Raw genomic sequence first — 23,277 nt, forward strand, 5'->3', positions numbered from 1 at the left:
GGAAGGTGGAGATAGATAAAGCATAAACAATAGCCATTCAACTTGTACCAAAATATTTGTTAGTCGTTTAACTTTGTTACTACTGTCTTCAGGTTGTCATCTTCTTCTTTTTCTTCCCAATCCAATACATGGTGTGGATCGATACCAGCCATTATGGGTTTTTCTGAAACTTTGATGGTGATACTTTGCTTGCCTGAGCGAATTCGATGTTTTTCATAATATAGAGCATTACTCAATTCATCCTGACCCGCTTTGCGTGCGCCAAATAAACCAATGTAAATCCATTCATCCATTGGCAATGCTGTTATTGTACCAGCACTATCGTATGCTATTTTCTTTGCTGTAAAATCAAGTGTTACTATCCATTCCTTTTCATTAATCTTTTCAGCGCCTACACGATCAGTATCAAACTGCCATAAAGTATTTACTTCAAAAAGTTCATGTAATAATGTTTGTGTTGAATCTGGAAGTGTTGTTTTCAGTTCATTCAATAAATCCAGGGTTGTAACAGATTTGGCGCCCGGTTCTTTACTCTTCGCTGTGAGTGAACGAATGGCTGCGTTTACGCTATTCACACTTGCATATTGTGTAAGTGCATACATGGCTAAGGGCCCACGCTTATAGGCTAAGTATGGATCAAGGGCGCGTAATAGGGGCTCTCCCCTTCTGATGGGTTGATGAGGATATGGCTGACGCATGAAACGCATCAACTTTCGTATTTGTTGTGAGTCGTGTTTTTCATGCACCAGCATCATACTGAAATACCAGGCAAGTCCTTCGCTTAAAAATGGAAGGCCTTCAGCATAAGCATAAGGTAATGTCCATTGATGCCCCATCTCATGGCCCATGATGGCATATGGCAGGTCTAGTGAATTTTCATTGTCCGGGATCCAGTGTGCATACCCCTGACCATAGTAAATTAAACTTGGGTCGGCATGCATACCGGTGCCAGGTGCAGCCGGATGTTCAACAATGGATAAGTGATCATAAGAGTAAGGTCCAAAATGACTTGTATAATAATCCAATGATGCCAGCACACCTTGCATCATGTGTTCAATATGTGTCTGGTGTGGCGGATAATAGAAGATACGGACCATAACTGGTTGATGATGCTTTGATGTCCACTGATTTTCATATACTGCATACGGTGCAGAAAAGAAATTCCATTCACTGCCTATGGGCTGTGAGGTTTCATACCGATAATAGTTACGGTTACCTTCAGTCCATTTATTTTTCAAATCTCCGGGTGCCACAGCCATCTGGATGTCGCTTGTGCCCATGGTGGTCTCTAGCCATATGCCTTCATCACTGCCGAAGAGAATCCGGTCACCATCGTGCGCAGATGAAAGTGATGCAAGCAGGGGCCGCGCTGGCAAACCATATTCTTTACGCTGTGCGGGGCTGATCAGTGCTCGATTGGATTGATAACCTATGGCTGGAAAGTAAGTTTGGTTGTTGAATGCACTTCCGTTTTTGGTTATCGCTGCATTTACCCCGCGATGGGTAAACCCATGTGGAGCCACATGTACCTGAAACATCAGTTGCAAAGAGTCTCCGGGGTGTAGGGGCTTTTCTAAGGTATAGATTAAGAAATTATGAGTGTCATCATGCAACACAAGATTAGTCTTTCTTGAAAAAGAGATCGCATCTGCATAGTGTGTTGTGCTGATGCACACGGTATCAATTTTCTGATTGCTGGTATTCTGTAGAAAATAGTTTCCACGAATTTCCAATGTCTGTTTGTCGGGATAAAATTCAATGTGTAAAACGGCTCGCTTCACACGAGGCTGTGCAGTTTTTTCATATTTACCGTATAACATTTCATAGTTGGCTTGCAGCTGATGAATGTCTGCTGAGTTACGGTACCTATTCAAAACATTCGTATTATACAAAATAAAACCACCCAAGACTGCTATCAAGGTGAGGCTCACTGCAAAAGCCATACGTGTTGCTAGCGTGAGTCGCTCCCGAATTTTTTTAAGTCTTAAACTCAATTTAGTTTCACGCCCCCTCACCCACACCAATGCACTCCCTATTATCATAAGCAAAGCCCAGACTACCCAATAAGATTTAAACCATAACCATGGTGCAAGTGTAGGCGCGAATGCTCGCATATCAGTATACGACCAATGAGGACCCGCAGTAAAAATTAACAAGTTGTGCTCAATACCCATGAGCCTGGCGAGCCCCACAATAAAGGCATACGTGAGTATGCTCGTAAAATGACCTACATATTTGTGTCCAATGAGGGAATGAATAAAAAAAGTAAGCACCGCAAACAAGAGATATTCAGGAAGCTGTAGTCCGAACATAACAAACAGATAAAACTTCAACTCCACCATAAAACTCGTTGGTGTATAGTCCAGAATTTTCTGGGCCAGAACAGCCGCTACAATCAACAGCAACATAAAAGTGATCAGCAGCATAGCCATACCCAACATTTTGCCTAACACCGGACCCCAGCTTGATCCTGGCATCGTATCTGTTAAGTCGTTCACACGATGGTCTCGCTCACGCCACACTAATTCACCAGTGAAATAAATGATCAATGCTGGAATTATCATCCACCTGCTCATGGTGCTTATCGGTGACGTTAATTCGCCAACAAGGCGCGGGGCGGAAGGAACCAGGGGTAATCCCATGGCGACCATCTGATCAATAATAATCGGGATTGAAAGTAAGGGAATAAAAATAAGCATCACTAAACCAGGTACGCTTGTGACGAGTGCATGATAGGATGACCACGCAATTTCTTTAACCTGATGCCATTGAAAGCGTAAACCAAACTCACGGTTATGCTGCACTATCAACACCTTGCTTATATATGTTGTATTGTGCGAAACATTGTGCTGAGAACCCAACGCAGCAGGTTTGGCTTTAGCGAAGAAGCGCTTCCAAAGACTAACATTAACCGTGCGATGTGTGAATTTAAATGTGAAGTAGACTATTACAGCTAAACCCAATGACAAGCCAAGCCATGTGAGGCGATTTTGTAATAATGTTCCCTCTAGTGTAAGTAGACGAAAATTTTTTTCTGTGTTTGTCCACAGTCGTGAAAGATCGTCCCAAATAAAACGCACTCCTATCGGATCGATGATAGAACCTAATCCTGAATTGAAAAGAATAAGGCCTGCAATAAAATAGGCAGTAAAAAACAAAGCAAAGCTTCCCATGTAAGCGGAAATCGGTTTACCGCTGCGCAAGGCAACAGCAAACTGAATTACGGTGGTGGTCAACATATTTGGTATAGCAATAAATCCATAAGCCGTCAGGTGTGCTTCCACTCTCAATGGTCCGAGGCTGTCCGGATGAACACCTGGTAAATAGATGGCCAAGAGCATGGCTACTTGCAACATCACAAGCATAAATGCATTGATGGTGACTGCGGCTAAAAATCTTCCAGCTAAGTACTGTGCCTTTGAAATGGGCATGGTATATGTAAGCGGATGCATGCCAGAGGAAACATCGCGACTGGCAGCCTCGCCAGCCACAAACGCTGATGTAACCAACCATAGCAAGCAACTAAAAACCGTGGCCATGGCTACCCTAAAGGGTGAGTTTAAATAAAATTCACTGAATAATGCCGCTTCAATGGATCCATCGCGCATGAACAGAAAGACAAAGAACATTAGCAGCAAGATGATAAACCAGAACCATACTCTGCTAAGTTGATAGCTCAACTCATATTTAAAAATTTCCCAACAGATCATTGCGTCACGAGTTTTCTGTTTCCAACATGTCCGGCAATAGCGCAGAAGTATACATCCTGAAGATCAGGCTCCACGGCTTCAAATTCATTACCTGGATTTTCCTCGCTATACACATGAACAATTGTTCGCCCTGCAAATAATTTGGTTGATATTATCGCATGTCTTTGTGTAATTGTATCTAAGGCTGATTTATCAATAGTTTGACGCCAGATTTTTCCTCTGAGATTTTGTGTAGCTTCATCGGGTTTCGCCTGTAATAAAATTTCTCCCCTATCAATAACAGCCATGTTAGCACACAACTCTCGTACATCTTCTACAATGTGTGTAGAAAGTATCACCACACTATTTTCTCCGAGTTCACTTAAAAGATTTAAAAACCGAACTCGCTCTGCAGGGTCAAGTCCAGCGGTAGGCTCATCAACGATTAAAAGTTCTGGATCACCCAATAAAGCTACTGCAATGCCAAAACGCTGAAGCATACCGCCCGAATATCCGCCAAGCTTTTGCTTGCGGGCATCCCATAGGTTTGTTTTTTTGAGCAATGACTCAACCACCACCTTTCGGGCTTTTCGTTCATGGTAGCCTTTCAATATGGCAAAATGCTCCAGCAAACCATCGGCACTTGCTCGTGGGTAAACACCAAAATCTTGCGGCAGGTATCCCAAGGTTTTACGGACATCATCTTTCTCCTTAATAACATCGATCACCTTACCTGCATGAGTGGCAGTTGCTGGAATAAATAGATTGATTTCTCCTGTATCGGGCTGTTGAAGTGTGGCAAGTATCCGCATCAAAGTAGATTTTCCTGCTCCATTGGGACCTAAGAGTCCGAACATCCCACGAGGCACCGTTAAGCTTACATCTTTCAAAGCATGTACACCGTTTCCGTAAGTCTTAGAAACATTTTTAATCTTGAGCGTCATCTGTGGTATAAGATTGGTTGAGCGGTACAAATATATTGCATTGTACTTTGTATTTAAAAGTACTTTTAATTTTATATTGCAACGCGTTAAACTTTACAAGATCGAATCTCAACTCAACTACAGGTTTAAATATCAGATTTACAGATACTTAAGTTGAAATGAATAAACTCTCAAAGAAGGTGTCACGAGATTCAGATTTATCGGCTTATTGGTGCTACAATAAATTTTTTGAACAATATCTTCTTCCGACTTGCAAAAGTGAAAACAAAGTAACATCATTGCACTGTATTAGTTAAGTAATACAGTAAATCACTAGATAATGGTATCTATTAAAGACTTAAAATTCAGGTATTCTAAAAAGCAAAGTCCTCTTTTTGAGGAACTTAGCTGTGAGCTAAGCGCTGGCAGCATAGTTGGGCTGCTGGGTAAGAACGGAGCCGGTAAGACCAGTTTGCTTAAACTGATGGTAGGTTTAATCCAGCCAACGGAAGGATCGGTGCGCATTCTCGACCAACAACCCTCAGAACGCCAACCCTCCCTCCTACAGGACATCTACTTTCTGCCGGAAGAATTTCATCAGCCTTCCATCTCCATCAGAAAGTATGTGAAGGCCAACGCAGGGTTTTATCCGAGGTTTGATGAGGCACTGCTCAAGCGTTTGCTCAACGACTTTGAACTACCGGATACTAAACAACTGAATCAATTTTCGTATGGTCAGAAGAAGAAGTTCCTGATTGCCTTCGCCCTTTCAACCAAGTGCAGGCTATTGGTTTTTGATGAGCCTACCAATGGTCTCGACATACCTTCCAAGGCCATTTTCAGAAGGGTGATGGCAGGCTCACTGGACGAAGATCAACTGGTGATTATTTCTACGCACCAGGTAAGGGATGTAGAGAACCTGATTGACAGGGTGCTGATGCTGGAGCAAGGGAAATTTATCATGCAAAAGAATCTGCATGAGATCGCTTCAAAACTTCATTTCGCCACCATGTCTACTCCTTATGGTGAAAATGTTTTGTACCACGAAATGGTACCAGGTGGTTATAAAGTAATCACCCCCCAGACAGACGGAAGTTCCTCTGTCGACATTGAATTATTGTTCAATGCGATTTCTAATGGAACCGAAAAAATGAAAGAGTATGTCAAATAATATATTCAGCGGAAAGCGTTTTCAATTGCTATTAAAGCAACACTTCATTCACAACGGACAATTTCTTTTGTTATCAAGTGGTGCCTATGTAGGTGTGATCTTTATTGTATTGTCACTCGCACAAGCAGGCAACGGACTTCAGCCACATCGATTAGAAAATTTCCAGGGTTTCCTGATGGCTTTTGTATCGGTGTTTGGAATCCTGTATGTCGGTCATTCTTTTCCTGCGTTCCGATCAAAAGAAAGTACGATCAGCTATTTGATGCTGCCTGCTTCGGCATTGGAAAAATTCCTCTTTGAATTTGTCAGCCGGATTTTAATTATTCTGTTAACACTGCCCCTTTTGTTTTGGATCACCTTTCATTTACAGGGATACTTCTTCACCATGTTCACCAGTGAGATTTTCAAATCCGTAGGTATTCAGTACATGGTAAAGATTGATGAGGATGTGCCTGGCCTCGTCTATTGGCTGGTAAGCGGTGGCGTGTTGTTTGTGCTCTCCCTTGCCTTAACAGGATCAGCCATGTTTACAAAACAGCCCTTGGTTAAATCACTTTTTGCAGTGGCCATGCTTGTCATGTTCTTTGTCGGCTATAGCTATATCATTGTTGAGCATGTGGGTGTCGGAAGGTTTAATCCGCCTGAGACCATGTTGTTAATTCCTATGGAGGAGGAGCCGGCACTGACATTTTTTACCCTTGCGCTTTATGCAGCATCGGCAGTCATGCTTTTTGTGGCCTATTGTAAGTTAAAAGAACGGGAGGTGTAGTATGCAATTTCAAGAGGGTAAAAGTATTTTTCTGCAGATAGCAGACTCGATCACCGAGAAAGTGGTGAATGGCGAATTTCCCGCGGGCGAAAAAATTCCTTCCGTAAGGGAACTCGCTGCAGCGATGGGTGTCAACCCCAATACAGTAATGCGTACTTACAGTGAACTTCAGGCAATGAATATTATCGAAAACCAAAGAGGCATCGGATACTTTGTAAATCCCGAAGCGAAAAAAATTATTCTGAAAGAAAAGCGGCAGGAATTTTTCAATAAGGTCTTACCTGAATTTTTAAAGCAGGCTGCATTACTCGGCATAGAAGCTGATGAACTAAAAAAAGAATTGGAAACCTTGAACGGAACAATATGAAGTTAAGCAATAAAATACTCCTGGGATTTTTTGGATTCATCTTCCTTTACGTGAATGCGGCATTTATGGAAATAAGGTTGACGGGTTCGCCCAACATTATCAACGATGATAATAGCATGGCAGAAAGAATTGACTTATCTGTCATTAACCATCTCGTTTTAAGTGGAGTGGATAAAAATGTAAACGTGATCGGGTCTGATCAATCTTCCTTGGAAGTGCGGAGCATAGCCGGAGACTTACTGCAAAAAGTAAAGTATGTTGTTTCGGGAGATACACTCACGTTGTCTGGTATTGATGCAGGTGATATTGAGACTTTCAAGGTCACTGTATTTGTTCCTTCAACCAGTTTCAAAGCAATCCACGTAAACAGTGCAGAGGCGCATATCAAAGGCTTGCATACCCAGCTTTTAAATATTTACCAAAATAAGGGAAGAGTATACATGAGTGACTGCCACATAGAGAGAGTAGAACTCGACCTGGAGGCCGCCTATTTGAATATGACGGAGACAAGCGTGGATACTGTGTCGCTTACGCTTGAAAAATCAACGGTAAATATTTATTCTCCTTTGATGCGCTTGCAAGGCACGCTGAACAACCAATCGTCTTTAGAACACCTGAATAAGGTTGAGGAAATTCAGTTAAAGAAAGATGATAGCAGCAAACTAAGCATGCATGTATATCAATAAATGTGGCCAGGTATTGTAACAAATCATTCATAAAATCTTCTTCATGGTGCATGCTCACGACTACCCTATCTGGATATGAATATTGAGATAACAGGACTTTCTAAAATCTATCCCAACGGCCACGCAGCCATTAAAAACATTAACCTGCAAATAGGCAGTGGTATGTTTGGACTGCTTGGACCTAACGGAGCGGGCAAGTCCAGCTTTATGCGCATACTGGTAACCGTGCAAAAAGCCACGTCCGGAACAATTCTCATGGATGGTATGGACATCAATGAACACCGTCATGAGATTAGAAAACTGATTGGATACTTGCCTCAGGACTTCACCTTTTTTTCGAAGCTTAAGACGTGGGAGTTTTTAGATTACGCGGCTCAGCTTTCTACTTCCCTGAAAAGAAAAGAAAGGCTGGCCAAAGTTGACAAGCTACTGGATCAGGTGGGCTTGCTGGATGTGCGCGAACGCATGGCCAACAAACTCTCAGGTGGGATGAAACGAAGACTGGGTATAGCACAAGCGCTCATTGGTGAACCGAGGTTGTTGGTCATTGATGAACCTACTACGGGTTTGGATCCAGAAGAGCGTATTCGTTTCAGAAATATTCTTTCCGATTTAAGTCAACGAGATGTTACCATCATACTCTCAACACACATTGTGGGCGATATCAGCAGCACTTGTCATAACATGGCGATGCTTAACAAAGGCGAAGTGGCCTTCAAAGGTTCACCCGAAGGCATGATCGATCAGGTGCGTGGTCATGTGTGGCAGATTATATTGGACGACTCAGCCTTTGATAGTTTAAAAGCAAAGTATCCGGTAGTCTCTACCATTCCTGTGGATGGAAAATGGGAAGTGCAAGTTATTGCGAATGATCAACCGCACCCGGATGCTACAATGGCCAATCCCAACCTGGAACATGCCTATGTATATTTTATGGAAAATGAATTTGGTGTGTCGTTAGTATGATATCGATTAAAAACATAGTGACGATTTCGACCTACGAATCAAAAGTTCTCTGGAGAAATTGGTTTTTCCGTATCGTTGCCCTTGCCGGAATTTTCTTTATCGGGATTTTTAATCTCGTGGAAATGTCTTCGCTGGATAACCCATCGTGGTGGGCGATGCTCAACGGTTTTGTACTCCCCTATGCCAGCATCATCTTCATCAGCATTCCACAAGCAGCTGCCGTTATTTTTCTGGGAACGGGGCTTATCAAGAAAGATAAAAAACTGGATACGAATGAAGTCTTTTTTGTAAGGGCCATCAGTAACCTGGATTATGTGTTAGGAAAAGCGCTGGCCATGTTTAAGCTTTTCTTCCTTTTAAATTTTGTCATACTGGCTATTCCCTTTATTGTAGGCCTGACCAACCCACTGGCTACTGTCAATCCGATGGCCTTCATCGTCTATCCACTGATCGTCAGTGTTCCGAATATTGTTTTTACCATGGGGATTTCATTCCTGCTGGTCACCGTTATCCGTAATCAACCCATCTCGATTGTCTTGCTCGTGGGCATGGCGGGTGTGCAAGTAATTTATTATTTTGATAAGTTCTCAAATATCCTCGACTTCACGGGCTTCAGAATTTCCATGCTGGCGTCCGAGATGTCCGGTTTTGTAGATATTGAATTTGCGTTGTGGCAACGTGCCTTTTACTTTCTCACGGGCATTGCCTTTTTGTTTCTCACGGCTTTTCTTCTTGAGCGCTTGTCGGGACATAAAGCTACGCATCGTGCTACGGCTGTAGTCGGTGTAGTGCTACTCCTTCTCTCATCTTGCGTTATTGTTAACCTATGGTCTATGCGACAAAGTCCGATAGAACTGCGACAAGCGATGATCACGGCTAATGACAAGCGGGCAAACGAAGCTAACCTGTCCATCACTTCACACAGCATCGCAATGGAATGGGTTGGCAAAGAGATCATCAGTACTTCAGACTTAAAACTAAAAAACAATACAGCTCAGGTGCTTCACACCATCTACTTTTCGCTCAATCCGGGTTTAATGGTGGATAGTGTTCTCGTCAACGAAGCCCTCGTGCCCTTCGACCGGGACGTACACATTATTTACATCAGTGAGGGCATCAGCATTAACCCTGGCGAAACGCTTAATGTCCGCATCAAATATCACGGAGCGATCCTGCAGGCTGCCGCGCACCTGGAGGTGGATCAGAAAAGATATGAGAACTCCAATGATTTCATCATGTTCTCCTTAGCAAAGAAGTACGCCTTCCTTGAAGATGATTATGTGTTGCTGACGAATGATGTACTGTGGTATCCGGATACGGAAGTGGGCTACAACCGAATGGAGGCGGTAAAGCAAAGGCAAGCCTTTATCGATTTTGAATTAAAAGTAAAAGTACCAGAAGGCAAAACAGCCATTTCGCAAGGAGCCCTAACCGTGAACGGTGATGTTCAACAATTTAAACCAGAGTACCCATTGCCTTACATCTCACTCGTGATCGGTGATTACCTTAAAAAAGAAATCATTGTCGATAGCGTAGCCTATGCTGTATTTCATTATCCCAAGAACGACTATTTTCTTGAGCAACTCAATCTGATTGCAGACACACTCAGCTACCTGATTACCGATGTGGTGAACGAATACGAAGACGCTCAAAAGCTCTCCTACCCTTTCAAAAGAATGCAGTTTGTGGAAGTACCACTTCATTTCACGGCATTCAATAAGATATACGAAAGCCATCAGGCCTTTCTGCAACCCGAGACAGTTTTTTGGCCTGAAGAAGGTGCGGAAATCAGACAGTTCGATTTTGGCCGACAACTCAGGGACATGAATACCCAGGCCAAAAAGACAAACCAGGTGTTAACGGACAAGCAAAAGCAAGCGAACGTATTTAACGACCTGATCAGAAAAGTATTTACAAAACAGATTGGTTCCAAGTGGGTGTACGATGGTAAGGATATTGATAATCCAGACTATTCACTCTTTCCAAATTATTATGATTTCAATGCGGGCATCGTCAGCACCGACTGGGCCCTGCTCAACCGCTGCATTGCCTCTTACCTCAGAAATGATAAGCAGGTGCAAAATGATTACTCCAGAGAAATCAATGGCATCTCTTTTACAGAAGAATGCAACACACTCATGCAAACTACGCCCCTCTCCAAAATCCTGACGACATCCGATTTCAGCAAAATCAACAAAGCGGTTGCCTTGAAAAGTCAATACCTCTTCTCCTACCTGGGCCAGACGTTGGGCGAAAGTAATTTCAAATCCTTTTTGTATGAATGGGTGAACACGCATCAGCACCAGCTAAACAGCTATGAAGACTTCCGGAAAGCCATGCTTTCACGTTTCCATGTAGACATCGATCCGATCATCCGCACGGTATATTCTGAAACCTCACAGCCTGCATTTGAAATTCTGGAGGTGCAGAAATACGAAGTAATGGACGGTGACCGTAAGCGCTACCAGGTAATGGTAAAAGCCAGGAACTCAGGTAATAGTGATGGTGTGCTTGAAGTAAAATTCAACCACAAAGAAGATAGTGATGATGAAGACGACTACTATGCCAAGGTGAATGAAGAAGTAACTGAGGAAGCGCCCGGCCGATTGTCGGTCATCAAAAAAGGAGAAACCAAACTCTTTGGCTATGTACTGGACGAAAAACCAAATGCGATCTCCATCAATACCATCATTTCAAGCAATATTCCTTCGGTGATTAACATGTCATTAGGAACCTTGTCGAAGCGCGAAGGCGGAATACTCTTTGATGGTGAACAGGTTGTTGACAATGAAAACAACTCCGCACAGTATGAAGTGATTGTAGACAATGAAGACAAACAATTCACGCACTTCAGTCCGATCAAACCAACCATGCTGAAAGCCTTCCTGGACAGTCGTGACACCGTTGTTAAAAAATATCATGGGGCCTGGAATAGCTCCTATTCCAGCTGGCTGGCAACCACAGGTTCTGATTTTTATGGCAGCGTTATCCGCTCAGCGCATTTCACACGATCAGGCGGTGGTGAAAAGTTGGCCACCTGGACGCCAGAATTCAAAGAAGAAGGCTTCTATGATATTTATGTTTACATGCAAGGCAAAAATCAAAACGAATTCATCGGAAACGAGAATGCCGGCAAACAGTTCGACTATCACTACATCATTCGCAACGGTGATGGTACCGATCAGATCAAGTACAACATCACCAACGCGGAGCCAGGCTGGAATTACTTAGGATCTTACTATTTCAATAAAACCGGAGGCAGTGTTTCCTTAACAGATAAATGCGACCTCTGGCGAGTGTATGCAGATGCAGTAAAGTGGGTGAAGCAATGAGAAAGTTACTGGTTACAAGCTACGAGCTGCTAGCTGCGAGCCTGTGAGTGAGAAATATAAGATAAGACCTTAATAAATAGAAAATTCGAATGCGAAAAGTGAAATACAAACTTCAAACTCAAAACCAATGATTTTTAGTCGTACGAAATTTAATTCAACCGTGACTAGCTCGAGGCACACAGCTCAAAGCCCGCAGCTTATGCGCGTATTGCAAGTGCTTCTCCTGATCGCATGTTGTGCGTTTTCCTGGGGAAATTCTATTGCCCAGCAAAAACTCACGCTCAGTGATGCTATTAAAATCGCGCAGCAGAGCAGTCGCAACATTCGGAAATCGCAGTTAAACCTGTATGGAAGTCAACGCAGTCTGGATGCGCAGCGCTTGGCTTTGAAATCGAAGTTTGCACTGGATGTAACGCCTTTCGATTACAACAGGAATCGAAACTTCAATGACTTGTTCTCTACCTGGAACACCAATGAAGACTACAATTCATTTGCGAACTTATCCGTGAGCCAACCCATCTATGCAACGGACGGACGGATTTCTTTAATCAATCGCCTGGGCTATCGCGACAACTATTCAGAATTCCAGGACATTCGCACCAAGACCTTTAGCAATAACTTATACTTACAAGTAGATCAGCCAATCTTTACCTACAACCGCACAAAGATTCAGCTAAAGGAGTTGGAGTTGAACCTTGAAAATGCAACCATCAGTAATGCACTGCAATTACTAACACTCGAACAAAATGTGACACAGTCATTTTATAATTTTTACCAGCGCCAAAACAGTTTGCAGATTTCCAAAGATGAATATGAAAATCAAAAGATCAGCTATGAGATCACCAAGAAAAAGGTAGAGGCTGACTTGCTTGCCGAAGAAGAATTGTATCAGGCAGAACTTAACCTGTCAACCTCCAAGTCGACACTGGAAAACAACGAAGTACTATTGGCCAATGCCGCTGATGACTTTAAACTTCTACTCGGTATGGACCTGACACAGGAAGTCTCGGTGGATATCGATATCAACTTTGTAACCCGGAAGGTAGACCTCAACCAGGCCATAGCCTACGCCTTAGAAAACAGGATGGAATTGAGGCAGCGCGCGATTGATATTGAGCGTTCGCAGTTTGAATTGATTCGCACAAAAGCCTTGAATGAATTTAAAGGTGCTGTCGCCTTGTCGCTGGGTGTGTTTGGTGATAATGAACGCGCACCGGATATCTACGATGTTCCTTCTGTAAACCCGCGCGTTGCTATTTCATTTTCTATTCCCATTTTCGACTGGGGAGAAAACAGGGCCCGAATGGATGCGGCCAATACCTCGCGGGAAATAAAAGTGATCGATCTGGAAGTAGAGAAAAATGACATCATGATCAACATTCGGAAGGTGTATAGAAATCTGCAGAACCTGGAAAACCAGATTGCTATTGCTGAGCAAAATGTGAAGAATGCCACCCTGACGTATGATCTCAACCTGGAGCGCTACAAGAACGGTGATTTAACCAGCATTGACCTCAACCGCTTTCAAAGTCAGCTTTCAGAAAAAAAGGGCACACTCGCGGATGCCTTAATTAACTATAAGATGGAGCTGTTGAACTTAAAAATTCTTTCGCTTTACAATTTTGAAACACAAGAGCCCGTCCTCGGTCCACAAAAATAACTATCCATCGAACTAAAATTCTTACGCATGAAAAAGCTGACCACAGCCATCGCCCGAACAAGCTGTCAAGTAGTACTTCCATTGTTGGCCATGATGGTCGTTTCCTCCTGCAGTCCTGACAACTCAAACATAAAAACGGAAATCAAAATACCGGTATCTGTCGTGACGATCAAGCCACAGAGTATCTCACGTTTCATTGAGACGACAGGAACTGTTTACCCTTTTAAAGAAGCTTCGCTAAAAGCTGAGCTGACAGGTCTTTATACACTAAAGCGAAATCCGAATACAGGAAGACCTTTCGCCCTGGGTGATCAGGTAAAAGCCGGCCAGGAATTGATCCGGATTGAGGATAAAGAATTTCAGAACACACTTCAGATAGAAGGTAAAAGATTAAACCTGGAGTTGGCTGATAACAATCATAAAAAGCAACAGTCCTTGTATGATAAGGGAGGTGTAACACAAACGGAATTGAAAAACTCAGCCATCTCCTACGTCAATGCCAAGTATGCTTTCGAAAATGCTGAATTGCAACTGATGAAAATGTCTGTACGCGCTCCCTTCGATGGTGTGATTGTTGAACTACCCTACCACACCGATGGCGTGAAGATTGATCAGGGACAGGCACTTTTAAAAGTTATGCAATACGACAAATTGCTGATGGATGTAAAACTTCCTGAAAAGTATTTGGCAGAAGTTACCCTGAATCAAGTGGTACAGATTGCTAACTATAATGTAGCACAGGATACGATCTATGGAAAAATCAGTCAGATCTCTCCTGTCATCAATGCGGACACCCGAACCTTTCAAAGTGTCCTTCAAATTGACAATGATAAACGCTTGTTACGTCCCGGCATGTTTATCAAAGCATTTATCCTCTCTGAAAAAAGAGATGGCACCATTGTCATCCCTAAAGAAACAGTGATCTCCCGTCAGGATGGAAAAGTTGTTTTCACGGTAGAAAATGGTATTGCCACCGAGAAAAAAATAACGACAGGACTTGAAAGTCAGGATGTGATCGAAGTGGTCAGCGGCTTAAAGGTTAATGACAGGCTTGTGATCTCAGGATTTGAAACCCTGCGCAACAAATCGAAAGTGAGCATCATTCAGTAATATTTTAAACAAGCGCTATTGTGAAAAAGATCGTCTCGCTGGCCGTACACTACCCTGTGTCAATCCTCATGATGGTGTTGGCCGTCATCTTGCTGGGATTTATTTCATTCGGGAAACTCGGTATTGAGTTGGTGCCTGAATTAAAGAATCCAACCTTGTTCGTTGAACTAAAGGTGGGTATTAAACCACCCTCAGAAGTTGAAAAACAATTTATCGAATCGATTGAATCCATTGCGATACGCCAGAATGGTGCTGTGGAAGTAAGCTCCATCAGCCAGACAGGTTATGGGCGTGTTACAGTTCAATACGACTGGAGCAAGGATATGGACGAGGCTTTTCTCGATCTTCAAAAATCACTCTCCTCTTTTTCACTGAACGATGAGATTGACGAATTCGTCATCTCGCAATTTGATCCCAATGCAGCGCCCATTATGATCCTCGGGATTTACAACCCCGCATCTGATGATACGGAAGCACTCCGTCACATTGCAGAGAATAACTTCAGAAATGAATTTGTCAAACTTCCAGGCATTGCTGAAGTGCGGCTTTCCGGTGAACAGGATAAAGAGGTAGTGTTAGAAACGGATCCTGACTTATTGGCTTCGGTGGGTTTAACCGTAAATGATCTTGTTACAAAAATTCAAAACTACAACAGAAGTGTCTCGGGCGGATTCATCGAAGAGCTTGGACGCAAGTATGTGATCAAAGGCTTGGGCATCATTGAAAAGCCCGAAGACCTTGGAGACCTGGTGGTGGGCTACACTACTCGCAGAAATACAACAGCAAGTCCTGAAGCGCCTGCTGTCACCACACCCGCAGCCATGAGTACTACTGCATCTTCCGATCAGGTGCCGGTGTTGCTTCGCGAAGTAGCCACGATTCAAATACTGGATAAAGAAGCAAGCAGTATTGTTCGGGTGAATCAGAAGCGCAGCATTGGTTTGTCCATCTACAAAGAGACGAACTATAACACTGTCAATGCTGTCAATGAATTGATGGCCTCACTCGAGGAATTGAAGAAAACAGTGCCGGGTTATGAATTTGTCATCATCCAGAACCAGGGTAGATTTATTCAGGGCGCTATTGACGAAGTGAAAGAATCAGGACTCTTTGGTATTTTTTTCGCAGTGATCGTGTTGTTTCTTTTCCTGCGTAGAATTGGCTCTACACTCATCATCAGCATTGTTATTCCCATTTCGATCATCGCTACGTTTAATCTGATGTACTTCAATGGTCTTACGCTCAATGTCATGACCTTGGGTGGCTTGGCCCTGAGTGCAGGGATGCTCGTGGACATTGCGATTGTCGTGGTCGAAAATATTTTCCGCAAACGCGAAGAAGGAAAGGGCGTGTTTGATGCCGCCATTGAAGGAACGGCCGAAGTAAGCGGTGCGATCACGGCTTCAACACTCACCTGTATCGTTGTGTTCTTGCCGATTGTTTATTTGCAGGGACCCTCCGGAGAACTTTTTAAAGACCAGGCCTGGACAGTAGCCTTTTCACAAATCGCCTCTCTCTTTGTCGCGATCCTGGTGATACCAATGCTCTTTGCTCAGTTTTTCCGTAAAGACAAAGTGTTTGCGAAAGAAAGAAAAGTCTTCTCGGATGAAAAGCACACCAGCTTTAAGCGGTATCGTGCTGTATTGGAAAAAGTATTAAATCACAAGACGGCCTGGATTGTAGCCTCAACAGTGATGATACTGGGCACAGCCTTATTGCTACCTGTTATCGGTAGTGAATACATGCCGCAATCCGATACGAGAGCGATTTCAGTGGATGTAACGCTGACCAATGGAACGCCCCTCGCGAGAACTTCAGCCACGGTCAACCAGATTGAAACTCAGCTGCAACAATTATTCGAAGGACAGCTTGATAAAATCTATACGCACATCGGACCGCAGCAAAGTCAGTCGGGTATTAAAAACGAAAACGTCTACAATGAAAACAAGGCTACGATCAAGCTTATCTTCCGGGAAGACATTGCACTTGACATCGTACCGGTCACTGCGAAACTGTCATCCTATTTTGAAGCACTACCCGGCATTGAAGCGACTTTCTCCAATGATGAAAGTGCCTTGTATGCTGTAATGGGCGAAGATGAAATGCCCTTGGTGGTAGAAGTAAGCGGAGCCGACTTTGAAAAGTTAAAACCCCTCTCCGATTCCATCATGCAGGTAATGGCTTCCAATCAACATGTGTACGATCCGGTATCCAATTTGGAAGAAGGCGTACCGCAAATCCATGTTGATGTTGATAAATACAAAGCAGGTATTTTTAATTTATCGATCGATGATATCATTCTTCAAATCAAAGATCAGTTGGAAGGAAAAAATGCAGGCACGATAGAGCGCGGTGGCGAAATGCAGGATATAAAAATTAAAGTGCCAGAAGTCACCCTAGCCGGATTGCAAAACATCAAAATTAAAAGTGGTCAGCGCGAATTCCCATTAAGTGAGATTGCCAGTGTTGAAGTAGCTTATGCCAGCAACTCCATTCACAGAAGAAACCAGACCAGAACGGTGTCAGTTGGTGCGCGTGTCAATCCGGACGAGCCTTACGATCAGGTGGTCAAGTCCATTCAAACTTCACTCTCCAAACTTTCAGTACCGCCCCAATACAAAATAAGGGTGGCCGGTCAGGAGATCAGGCGTCAGGAATCGGTAGACAATTTGACCTTTGCACTCATCTTATCGATTGTACTGGTGTACATGGTGCTCGCTTCACAATTCGAATCACTGCTGCATCCTTTCACCATTTTGTTAACCATTCCCTTTGCAGTAGTCGGTGCTATCCTCGCCTTCGTTATACTGGGCATGCCCTTAAACATGATGGGCTATATCGGTATTATTCTGCTGGGTGGTATTGCTGTCAACAACTCCATCATGATTGTAGACTGCATCAACCAGAACAAGGAAAACGGGATGCCTTTACGCGCTGCCATTCTTGATGCAGCCGAGCGCAGGCTTCGCCCCATCATGATGACGACCATGACTACCATTCTCGGATTACTTCCCTTAACCCTGGGCTTCGGAGAGAGTGCTGCCTTGAGAGCACCTATTGCTATTGCTGTAATTGGTGGTATGGTTACTTCAACACTATTAACACTCATCATCATTCCTTGCTACTACGAAGGCATTGAAAACATAGTCAGTCGCATCAGTCGGAAGAAGGTAGTGAAAATCGAAGTTTCCAATGGGTAATAACAGTCTGTTAAAAACGATCATCAGGAGGAAAGTCCTCATCTCGATGTTGTTCATCGGCTTCACGGTGATGGGTTATATTTCCTATACGAAACTTCCGGTTGAACTTTTTCCCAACGTTGAATTGCCCATACTGATTGTCCATGTACAATCGCCAACAGATGTGGATCCGAAGTATATGGAACAGCGAGCGATTGTTCCGCTCGAGAGTGCCATCAGTACATTAGAAGGCGTGGCTGAGATCACGGCCAACGCAGACAGCCGACAGGGCATGATTTTCATTTCCTTTCAGCAAGGCGTGAATATCAAATACGCTTACCTGAAGCTTGAACAGAAAGTGGGTGCGATCAAGACGAGCCTTACACCCGAATTTTTTGTCAACATCATCAAGATCGATACAGAAGAGTTTTCGAATGGCTTCATGGACTTGCAAGTGCTGGGTAGCGGTGGTGTAGACAGGGTGCGGAACATTACGGACCAATATGTTACAGACAGACTGAATGATGTGGATGGCGTGGGAGGCGTGGAAGTTTTCGGTGGACGACAAAAGACCGTGGAGATTATCATGCATGCGGCCATCTGCGAGGCCAATGGCATTACACCCAATACCATCAGCAATGTACTTTCGCGCAACTCAAACAAAAGTGCTTTTGCGGGACAAGTGGAAATGGAAGGGCAGAAAGTTTTTGTGAATGTAACAGCTGAATTAAAAGATATTAAGAACATACAGAGTCTGGTCGTGTCGGAGAAGGGTCCCCTCCTGCTGAGCGATGTGGCAGATGTATTCTTCGGTGTAAAAGAACAAACTTCCTTGAGCCGTGTCAATGGAAAAGAAGCGGTTTCCATCCGCGTTTCGAAAGACCCGCAGGCTAATTTGATTGCCCTATCTGACAGAACGCTGGAAGCCATCAATGCCATCAATAAAGATCTCGAGCCGATGGATGTCAAGATCATCGTGGAGAATAACCAGGCCGAGATGATGTCGCGTAACATTGATCAGATCAAAGAGCTGGCCATAACGGGAGGACTACTGGCCATCTTTGTGCTCTGGGTTTTTCTCCGCAGGATGAAATTCATCCTTAGCATTGCCTTGTCTATTCCCATTTCAGTTTTCACAGCCTTCAATTTCTTCTACGCTTACGACATCTCCATCAACAGCCTTACACTGATCGGTATGGCGCTGGCCATCGGTATGCTGGTGGATAATAGTGTAGTGGTGATTGAAAACATTTACCGGCATGTTGTCAATAAAGTCCCGCGCGAAGAAGCCATAGTGCGCGGAACCAATGAAGTGATGCGCTCGGTGATTGCCGCCACACTCACGACCGTAACTGTTTTCTTGCCCTTTATCTTTTCTACTAATTTTCTGGTCACACTCATTGGTACCCATATTGGTGTGTCCATCATTTCTACCTTACTGGTTTCGCTTGTGGTGGCGTTGGTGTTGATTCCCATGCTATCGGATACGGCCATCCGTAAAGAAGATGAGGACAAAGCTCCCCTGATCAGGAATGCATCGATCCGTCAGCGCATCATTCAAATCTATATGGTACTGTTGAAGTCCTGTTTCCGAAGACCGATGTTCACGGTTGTTGGAGGCCTGGTTTTATTTTTTGTTACCATTGGGATCAGTCTTATTGTGAGCATTGCCGGCACCACGGAAGTGGAAACACCTGAGATGAATCTCTTCATCACCATGCCACAAGGTAGCACACTGGAATCAACCGATCTTAAGATCAGGAAGATTGAAGAAAAAGTAATGGAGATTCCGGTGATCGAAAAAGTGATCAGCCAGGTTTCGGAAGTGGAAGGTGTACTCACCATCAAACTTGTTGAAGGCTTTAATGACCTGGATACCATTTCTGTAGGAGATGTTCGAAACAGATTGACAGGTTTGTCCAAAGACTTTAGTGATGTTAATATTTCACTTGAAAAGCCACCGAGTCAGAACAACGGAGGCGGTGGAGCCGGCAATGCTGCCCAGGAAGATTTTATGCGCATGTTGGGAATAGGCACGGCCTCCGAGCGTATCATCATCAAAGGTCAGGACTTCGAACTGATGCAAACTATTGCGCAGGATATCAACACCCTGGTGAGTGGTTTGCAATCCGTTCAGCAGAGTTCGGTGAATTTAAGTCCTGAACGCCCCGAGGCGCATTTGGTTTTCGATCAAAAAAGAATGAGCGAGAACCAGGTGACCTTACAAAATGTAGTGGTGGCGCTCAATGATTTTCAGCCCTCCTTTACATCAGGATCTAACTTCATCAGTGGTGGTGAGGAATATGAAATAACCATCCGCACCCAAAATCAAGTGGCCGCTCGCGCAAAAGAAATGCGCGACTTACGCGAGATGAAAGTAAGCAGTGCAACCGGTGCGACCCACGGATTTTCGGATATCGGAACGGCATTGTATTCATCGGGTGAAAGTACCATCACCCGAATGAATCAGGAAAAACGCATTCAGATTACCTACAACTTCATCGATGAAGTTGTCAAGTCAAAGGCACTTCAGGAATCTTCCCGCCTGGAGATTGATCAGATCGTATCCGGTGTAAACATTCCTTCTGGCATTGTCGTAGAGGTTGTTCATGACGAAGGTTTGTATGATGATTTTTACTTTTTCATTTTTGCTGCCATCGTCATCATCTTTATGATTCTCGCGGGTGTATTCGAATCCTTATACCTGCCCATCGTTATCATGTTCTCCATTCCCCTGGCGGGCATCGGAGCGCTGATGGGCCTCACCCTCACGGGCAACTCCATGCTGAGCGCCAACACCTTGATCGGCTTCCTAATCTTGCTGGGCGTTGTGGTCAATAATGGTATCATATTAATTGACTACTCGCGCATTTTAAGAAGAGAGGGTTATACAAAATACCGAGCACTCATCATGAGTGGTATCTCACGCCTGAGACCCATCCTGATCACCTCCATCACCACCATCATCGCGATGTTGCCGCTGGCACTGGGCGAAGCAGAATATGTGCTGAGCATTGGTCAGCCTTTTGCAGTGACGGTGATGGGTGGACTAGCCTTCGCCACGATACTCACACTGTTTTACATTCCCACCATGAGTGCTGGCTTGGAAAGTGTACTCGATTGGTTCAGAAATTTGAAGCCAGCGATTAAAGCCATACAGATTGTGCTCATGGTTGTGGCCGGCACATTTATATCCTTGCAAGTAGAAGGACTCATCTGGCAAATGATGACCTACATCGGAGCCATCATTTTAATTCCAGGTGGTACACACTTCATCATGTCATCTTTACGCCAGGCCAATGCTGAAATGGTGGCACCGGGTGAAGCGATGCACATCACCATTCAAAACCTGACCAAAGTATATGGCAGAGACAAACGATGGATAAGAGAATGGAAAGGAAATAAAAACCTCTTTAACATCCGAGGCGAAGAGCCCGTAACCCGGCAAGTCGTATTGCAAGACCTCATCTGGCAAGTTGCCTTGATTGGCTTTCTCGTTTATTTTATTTACTTCCATTTGGATAAGGCCTTCTGGCAACTGGCCTTCATGATTTCGTTGCACGCCTTGTTGCGATCCATGCTCAATCGCGCAGGACAATTATTTGCGCATAAAGAGAAATTGTTGAACATCAGCAAGCGCTTACTCTACTGGGGCTTTCCGATGCTGAGTGCCATCTATTTGTACAGCGATGTACAGATCAAGGCCATCGGAATCATACTCATCATCTTGTGGTTTATCGGATTGCTGCTGGTGCGCGCTTCCAAAAAACTGAAGGAGCATCCTGTGGATATCATGGAAATCAAGGGGCGATTCAGAAAAATTCGAAAACTGTATTATAAATTATTACTGTCCATTCCTTTTGTTAAACCGAAGCAGGCCGAGTTCAAGGCACTCAAAGGCGCCAACCTGACAATCGAACAAGGCATGTTCGGCTTACTGGGACCCAATGGTGCCGGCAAGACAACCTTGATGCGTATCCTTTGTGGTATTCTTGATCAGAGTTATGGCAAGATCTGGATCAACGGCCACGACACCACCTTGCGAAGAGAAGAACTACAAGGGCTGATTGGTTATCTTCCGCAGGCTTTTGGCACATATGAAAATATGACGCCATTCGAGTTCCTGGATTATCAGGCCATTCTGCGAAAAATCTCCAATCAGGTGGAGCGAGAAAAAAGAGTGCAGTACGTGCTCAAGGCCGTGCACATGGATGAGCACCAGCACAAGAAGATTGGTTCCTTCTCAGGCGGGATGAAACAACGCATTGGTATTGCACAGATTCTCTTGCATCTTCCCAAAATATTAGTAGTCGATGAACCAACAGCAGGTCTCGATCCCTTAGAGCGTATTCGTTTCCGCAACTTACTGGTAGAACTCAGCCGTGAACGGATTGTGGTGTTTTCGACACACATCATCGAAGACATTGCGAGTAGCTGTAACAAGCTGGCCGTGCTCATCTCCGGCAATATAGAATACATCGGAAGCCCTACCACCATGGCCGAACTGGCGAATGAAAAGGTGTGGGAATTTCACCTGACACCGGGTGAATTTGAAATGGAAAAAGAAAACTACATGATCGTGCACCACATGCGCGAAGGTGAGCTCATCCGCGTGAAGTGCTTGTCAGACGAACGTCCACGCGCAGAGGCCGTGCAGGTACGTGCGAACCTGGAAGATGCCTATTTATGGTTAATGAAAAGTAAATCCAAAAAGAAAAATGAAAAGCTACCTCCTGCTCTTGTATAAGCTGATCACCTACAACGTGAAAGTAATTTTTGGAAACAAGTTTGTTTACTTTGTAGTCGCGGCATTTTTATTCTTTGCCTTCATCATCACGATTACCATCTTTGATGATCCCCAATTCGATGAAGCCGTCATCTATGGCTTCCTGGTTTTCCCGGGTTTGTTGCTGATCTTCTACCCGATGGCCTACGGCATACAGAATGACGATGATGCTAAAATGCTGGAGACCATTTTCGGAATTCCCAATTACCGCTACAAAGTATGGTTGGTCCGTTTTGTGTTAACGATCGGTATCGCGGCCGTCATTTTGTTTGTGCTCGGCAATTTGGCCAACCTCACCTTGTACCGATTCAACATACTCCCAATGATCGGTCAGGTGCTTTTTCCCATTACCTTTTTGTCTTCCGTGGCCTTTATGCTTTCTACGCTGATTAAAAATGGCAACGGAACAGCGATCGTACTCGTTATCGTTTCCTTCATCTTTCTGATTTTTGCAGAGCCCATGGAGTATAGCGTTTACAATATATTCCTGAATCCCTTCGGAGAACCGCGCGACATGAGTGAGTTTATTTGGCTGACCATCATTTACAAAAACAGGGTATACCTCAGCATTCTGAGTGTGCTGTGTCTTTTATTCGGGATGTTCAATTTGCAATTCAGGGAGAAGTTTGTGTGAGGTAC

General features: G+C 44.0%; 13 protein-coding genes. 11 read left to right on the forward strand and 2 right to left on the reverse strand.

Annotated elements, in window-relative coordinates; all coding sequences use genetic code 11:
* Positions 1 to 59: 59 nt before the first annotated feature.
* Entirely contained in the window at positions 60 to 3,710 is a 3,651-nt protein-coding gene (locus ACO1XM_RS04340; RefSeq protein ID WP_486226189.1) for an ABC transporter permease/M1 family aminopeptidase, read from the reverse strand.
* Positions 3,707 to 4,633: an ABC transporter ATP-binding protein gene (locus ACO1XM_RS04345; protein WP_486226191.1), complete on the reverse strand. Its 927-nt coding sequence runs from the start codon at positions 4,631 to 4,633 to the stop codon at positions 3,707 to 3,709. Before ACO1XM_RS04345 ends, ACO1XM_RS04340 begins: the two co-directional genes overlap by 4 nt.
* 319 nt (positions 4,634 to 4,952) lie before the next feature.
* Here ACO1XM_RS04345 and ACO1XM_RS04350 point away from each other — a divergent pair, with 319 nt between their 5' ends.
* From ACO1XM_RS04350 to ACO1XM_RS04400, 11 genes are all read left to right on the forward strand, one after another.
* Positions 4,953 to 5,783, forward strand: a complete 831-nt coding sequence (locus tag ACO1XM_RS04350; protein ID WP_486226194.1) for an ABC transporter ATP-binding protein — start codon at positions 4,953 to 4,955, stop codon at positions 5,781 to 5,783.
* Positions 5,773 to 6,552, forward strand: coding sequence for a hypothetical protein (locus ACO1XM_RS04355; protein ID WP_486226196.1), 780 nt, complete (start codon positions 5,773 to 5,775; stop codon positions 6,550 to 6,552). Before ACO1XM_RS04350 ends, ACO1XM_RS04355 begins: the two co-directional genes overlap by 11 nt.
* Position 6,553: 1 nt before the next feature.
* Positions 6,554 to 6,919: a GntR family transcriptional regulator gene (locus ACO1XM_RS04360; RefSeq protein WP_486226198.1), complete on the forward strand. Its 366-nt coding sequence runs from the start codon at positions 6,554 to 6,556 to the stop codon at positions 6,917 to 6,919.
* Positions 6,916 to 7,605: a hypothetical protein gene (locus ACO1XM_RS04365; RefSeq protein WP_486226200.1), complete on the forward strand. Its 690-nt coding sequence runs from the start codon at positions 6,916 to 6,918 to the stop codon at positions 7,603 to 7,605. Before ACO1XM_RS04360 ends, ACO1XM_RS04365 begins: the two co-directional genes overlap by 4 nt.
* Before the next feature lie 75 nt (positions 7,606 to 7,680).
* Entirely contained in the window at positions 7,681 to 8,571 is an 891-nt protein-coding gene (locus ACO1XM_RS04370) for an ABC transporter ATP-binding protein (protein WP_486226202.1), read from the forward strand.
* A 17-nt stretch (positions 8,572 to 8,588) separates the two neighbouring features.
* Positions 8,589 to 11,903 carry a golvesin C-terminal-like domain-containing protein gene (locus tag ACO1XM_RS04375; protein WP_486226204.1) on the forward strand — a complete coding sequence of 1,105 codons (3,315 nt, stop codon included), beginning with the start codon at positions 8,589 to 8,591 and terminating at the stop codon, positions 11,901 to 11,903.
* Positions 11,904 to 12,102: 199 nt separating this feature from the next.
* On the forward strand, positions 12,103 to 13,563 hold the full coding sequence (locus tag ACO1XM_RS04380; protein WP_486226206.1) for a TolC family protein: 1,461 nt from the start codon (positions 12,103 to 12,105) through the stop codon (positions 13,561 to 13,563).
* Positions 13,564 to 13,590: 27 nt separating this feature from the next.
* Complete coding sequence (locus ACO1XM_RS04385; protein WP_486226208.1) at positions 13,591 to 14,673, forward strand: efflux RND transporter periplasmic adaptor subunit; 1,083 nt, start codon at positions 13,591 to 13,593, stop codon at positions 14,671 to 14,673.
* Between the two features lie 20 nt (positions 14,674 to 14,693).
* A complete protein-coding gene (locus tag ACO1XM_RS04390) occupies positions 14,694 to 17,873 on the forward strand; it encodes an efflux RND transporter permease subunit (protein ID WP_486226209.1) in 3,180 nt (1,059 codons plus the stop codon).
* Positions 17,866 to 22,599: an efflux RND transporter permease subunit gene (locus ACO1XM_RS04395; protein ID WP_486226211.1), complete on the forward strand. Its 4,734-nt coding sequence runs from the start codon at positions 17,866 to 17,868 to the stop codon at positions 22,597 to 22,599. Before ACO1XM_RS04390 ends, ACO1XM_RS04395 begins: the two co-directional genes overlap by 8 nt.
* Positions 22,571 to 23,272, forward strand: a complete 702-nt coding sequence (locus ACO1XM_RS04400; RefSeq protein ID WP_486226213.1) for a hypothetical protein — start codon at positions 22,571 to 22,573, stop codon at positions 23,270 to 23,272. Before ACO1XM_RS04395 ends, ACO1XM_RS04400 begins: the two co-directional genes overlap by 29 nt.
* Positions 23,273 to 23,277: the final 5 nt, after the last annotated feature.

Source organism: Chryseotalea sp. (assembly GCF_057350905.1).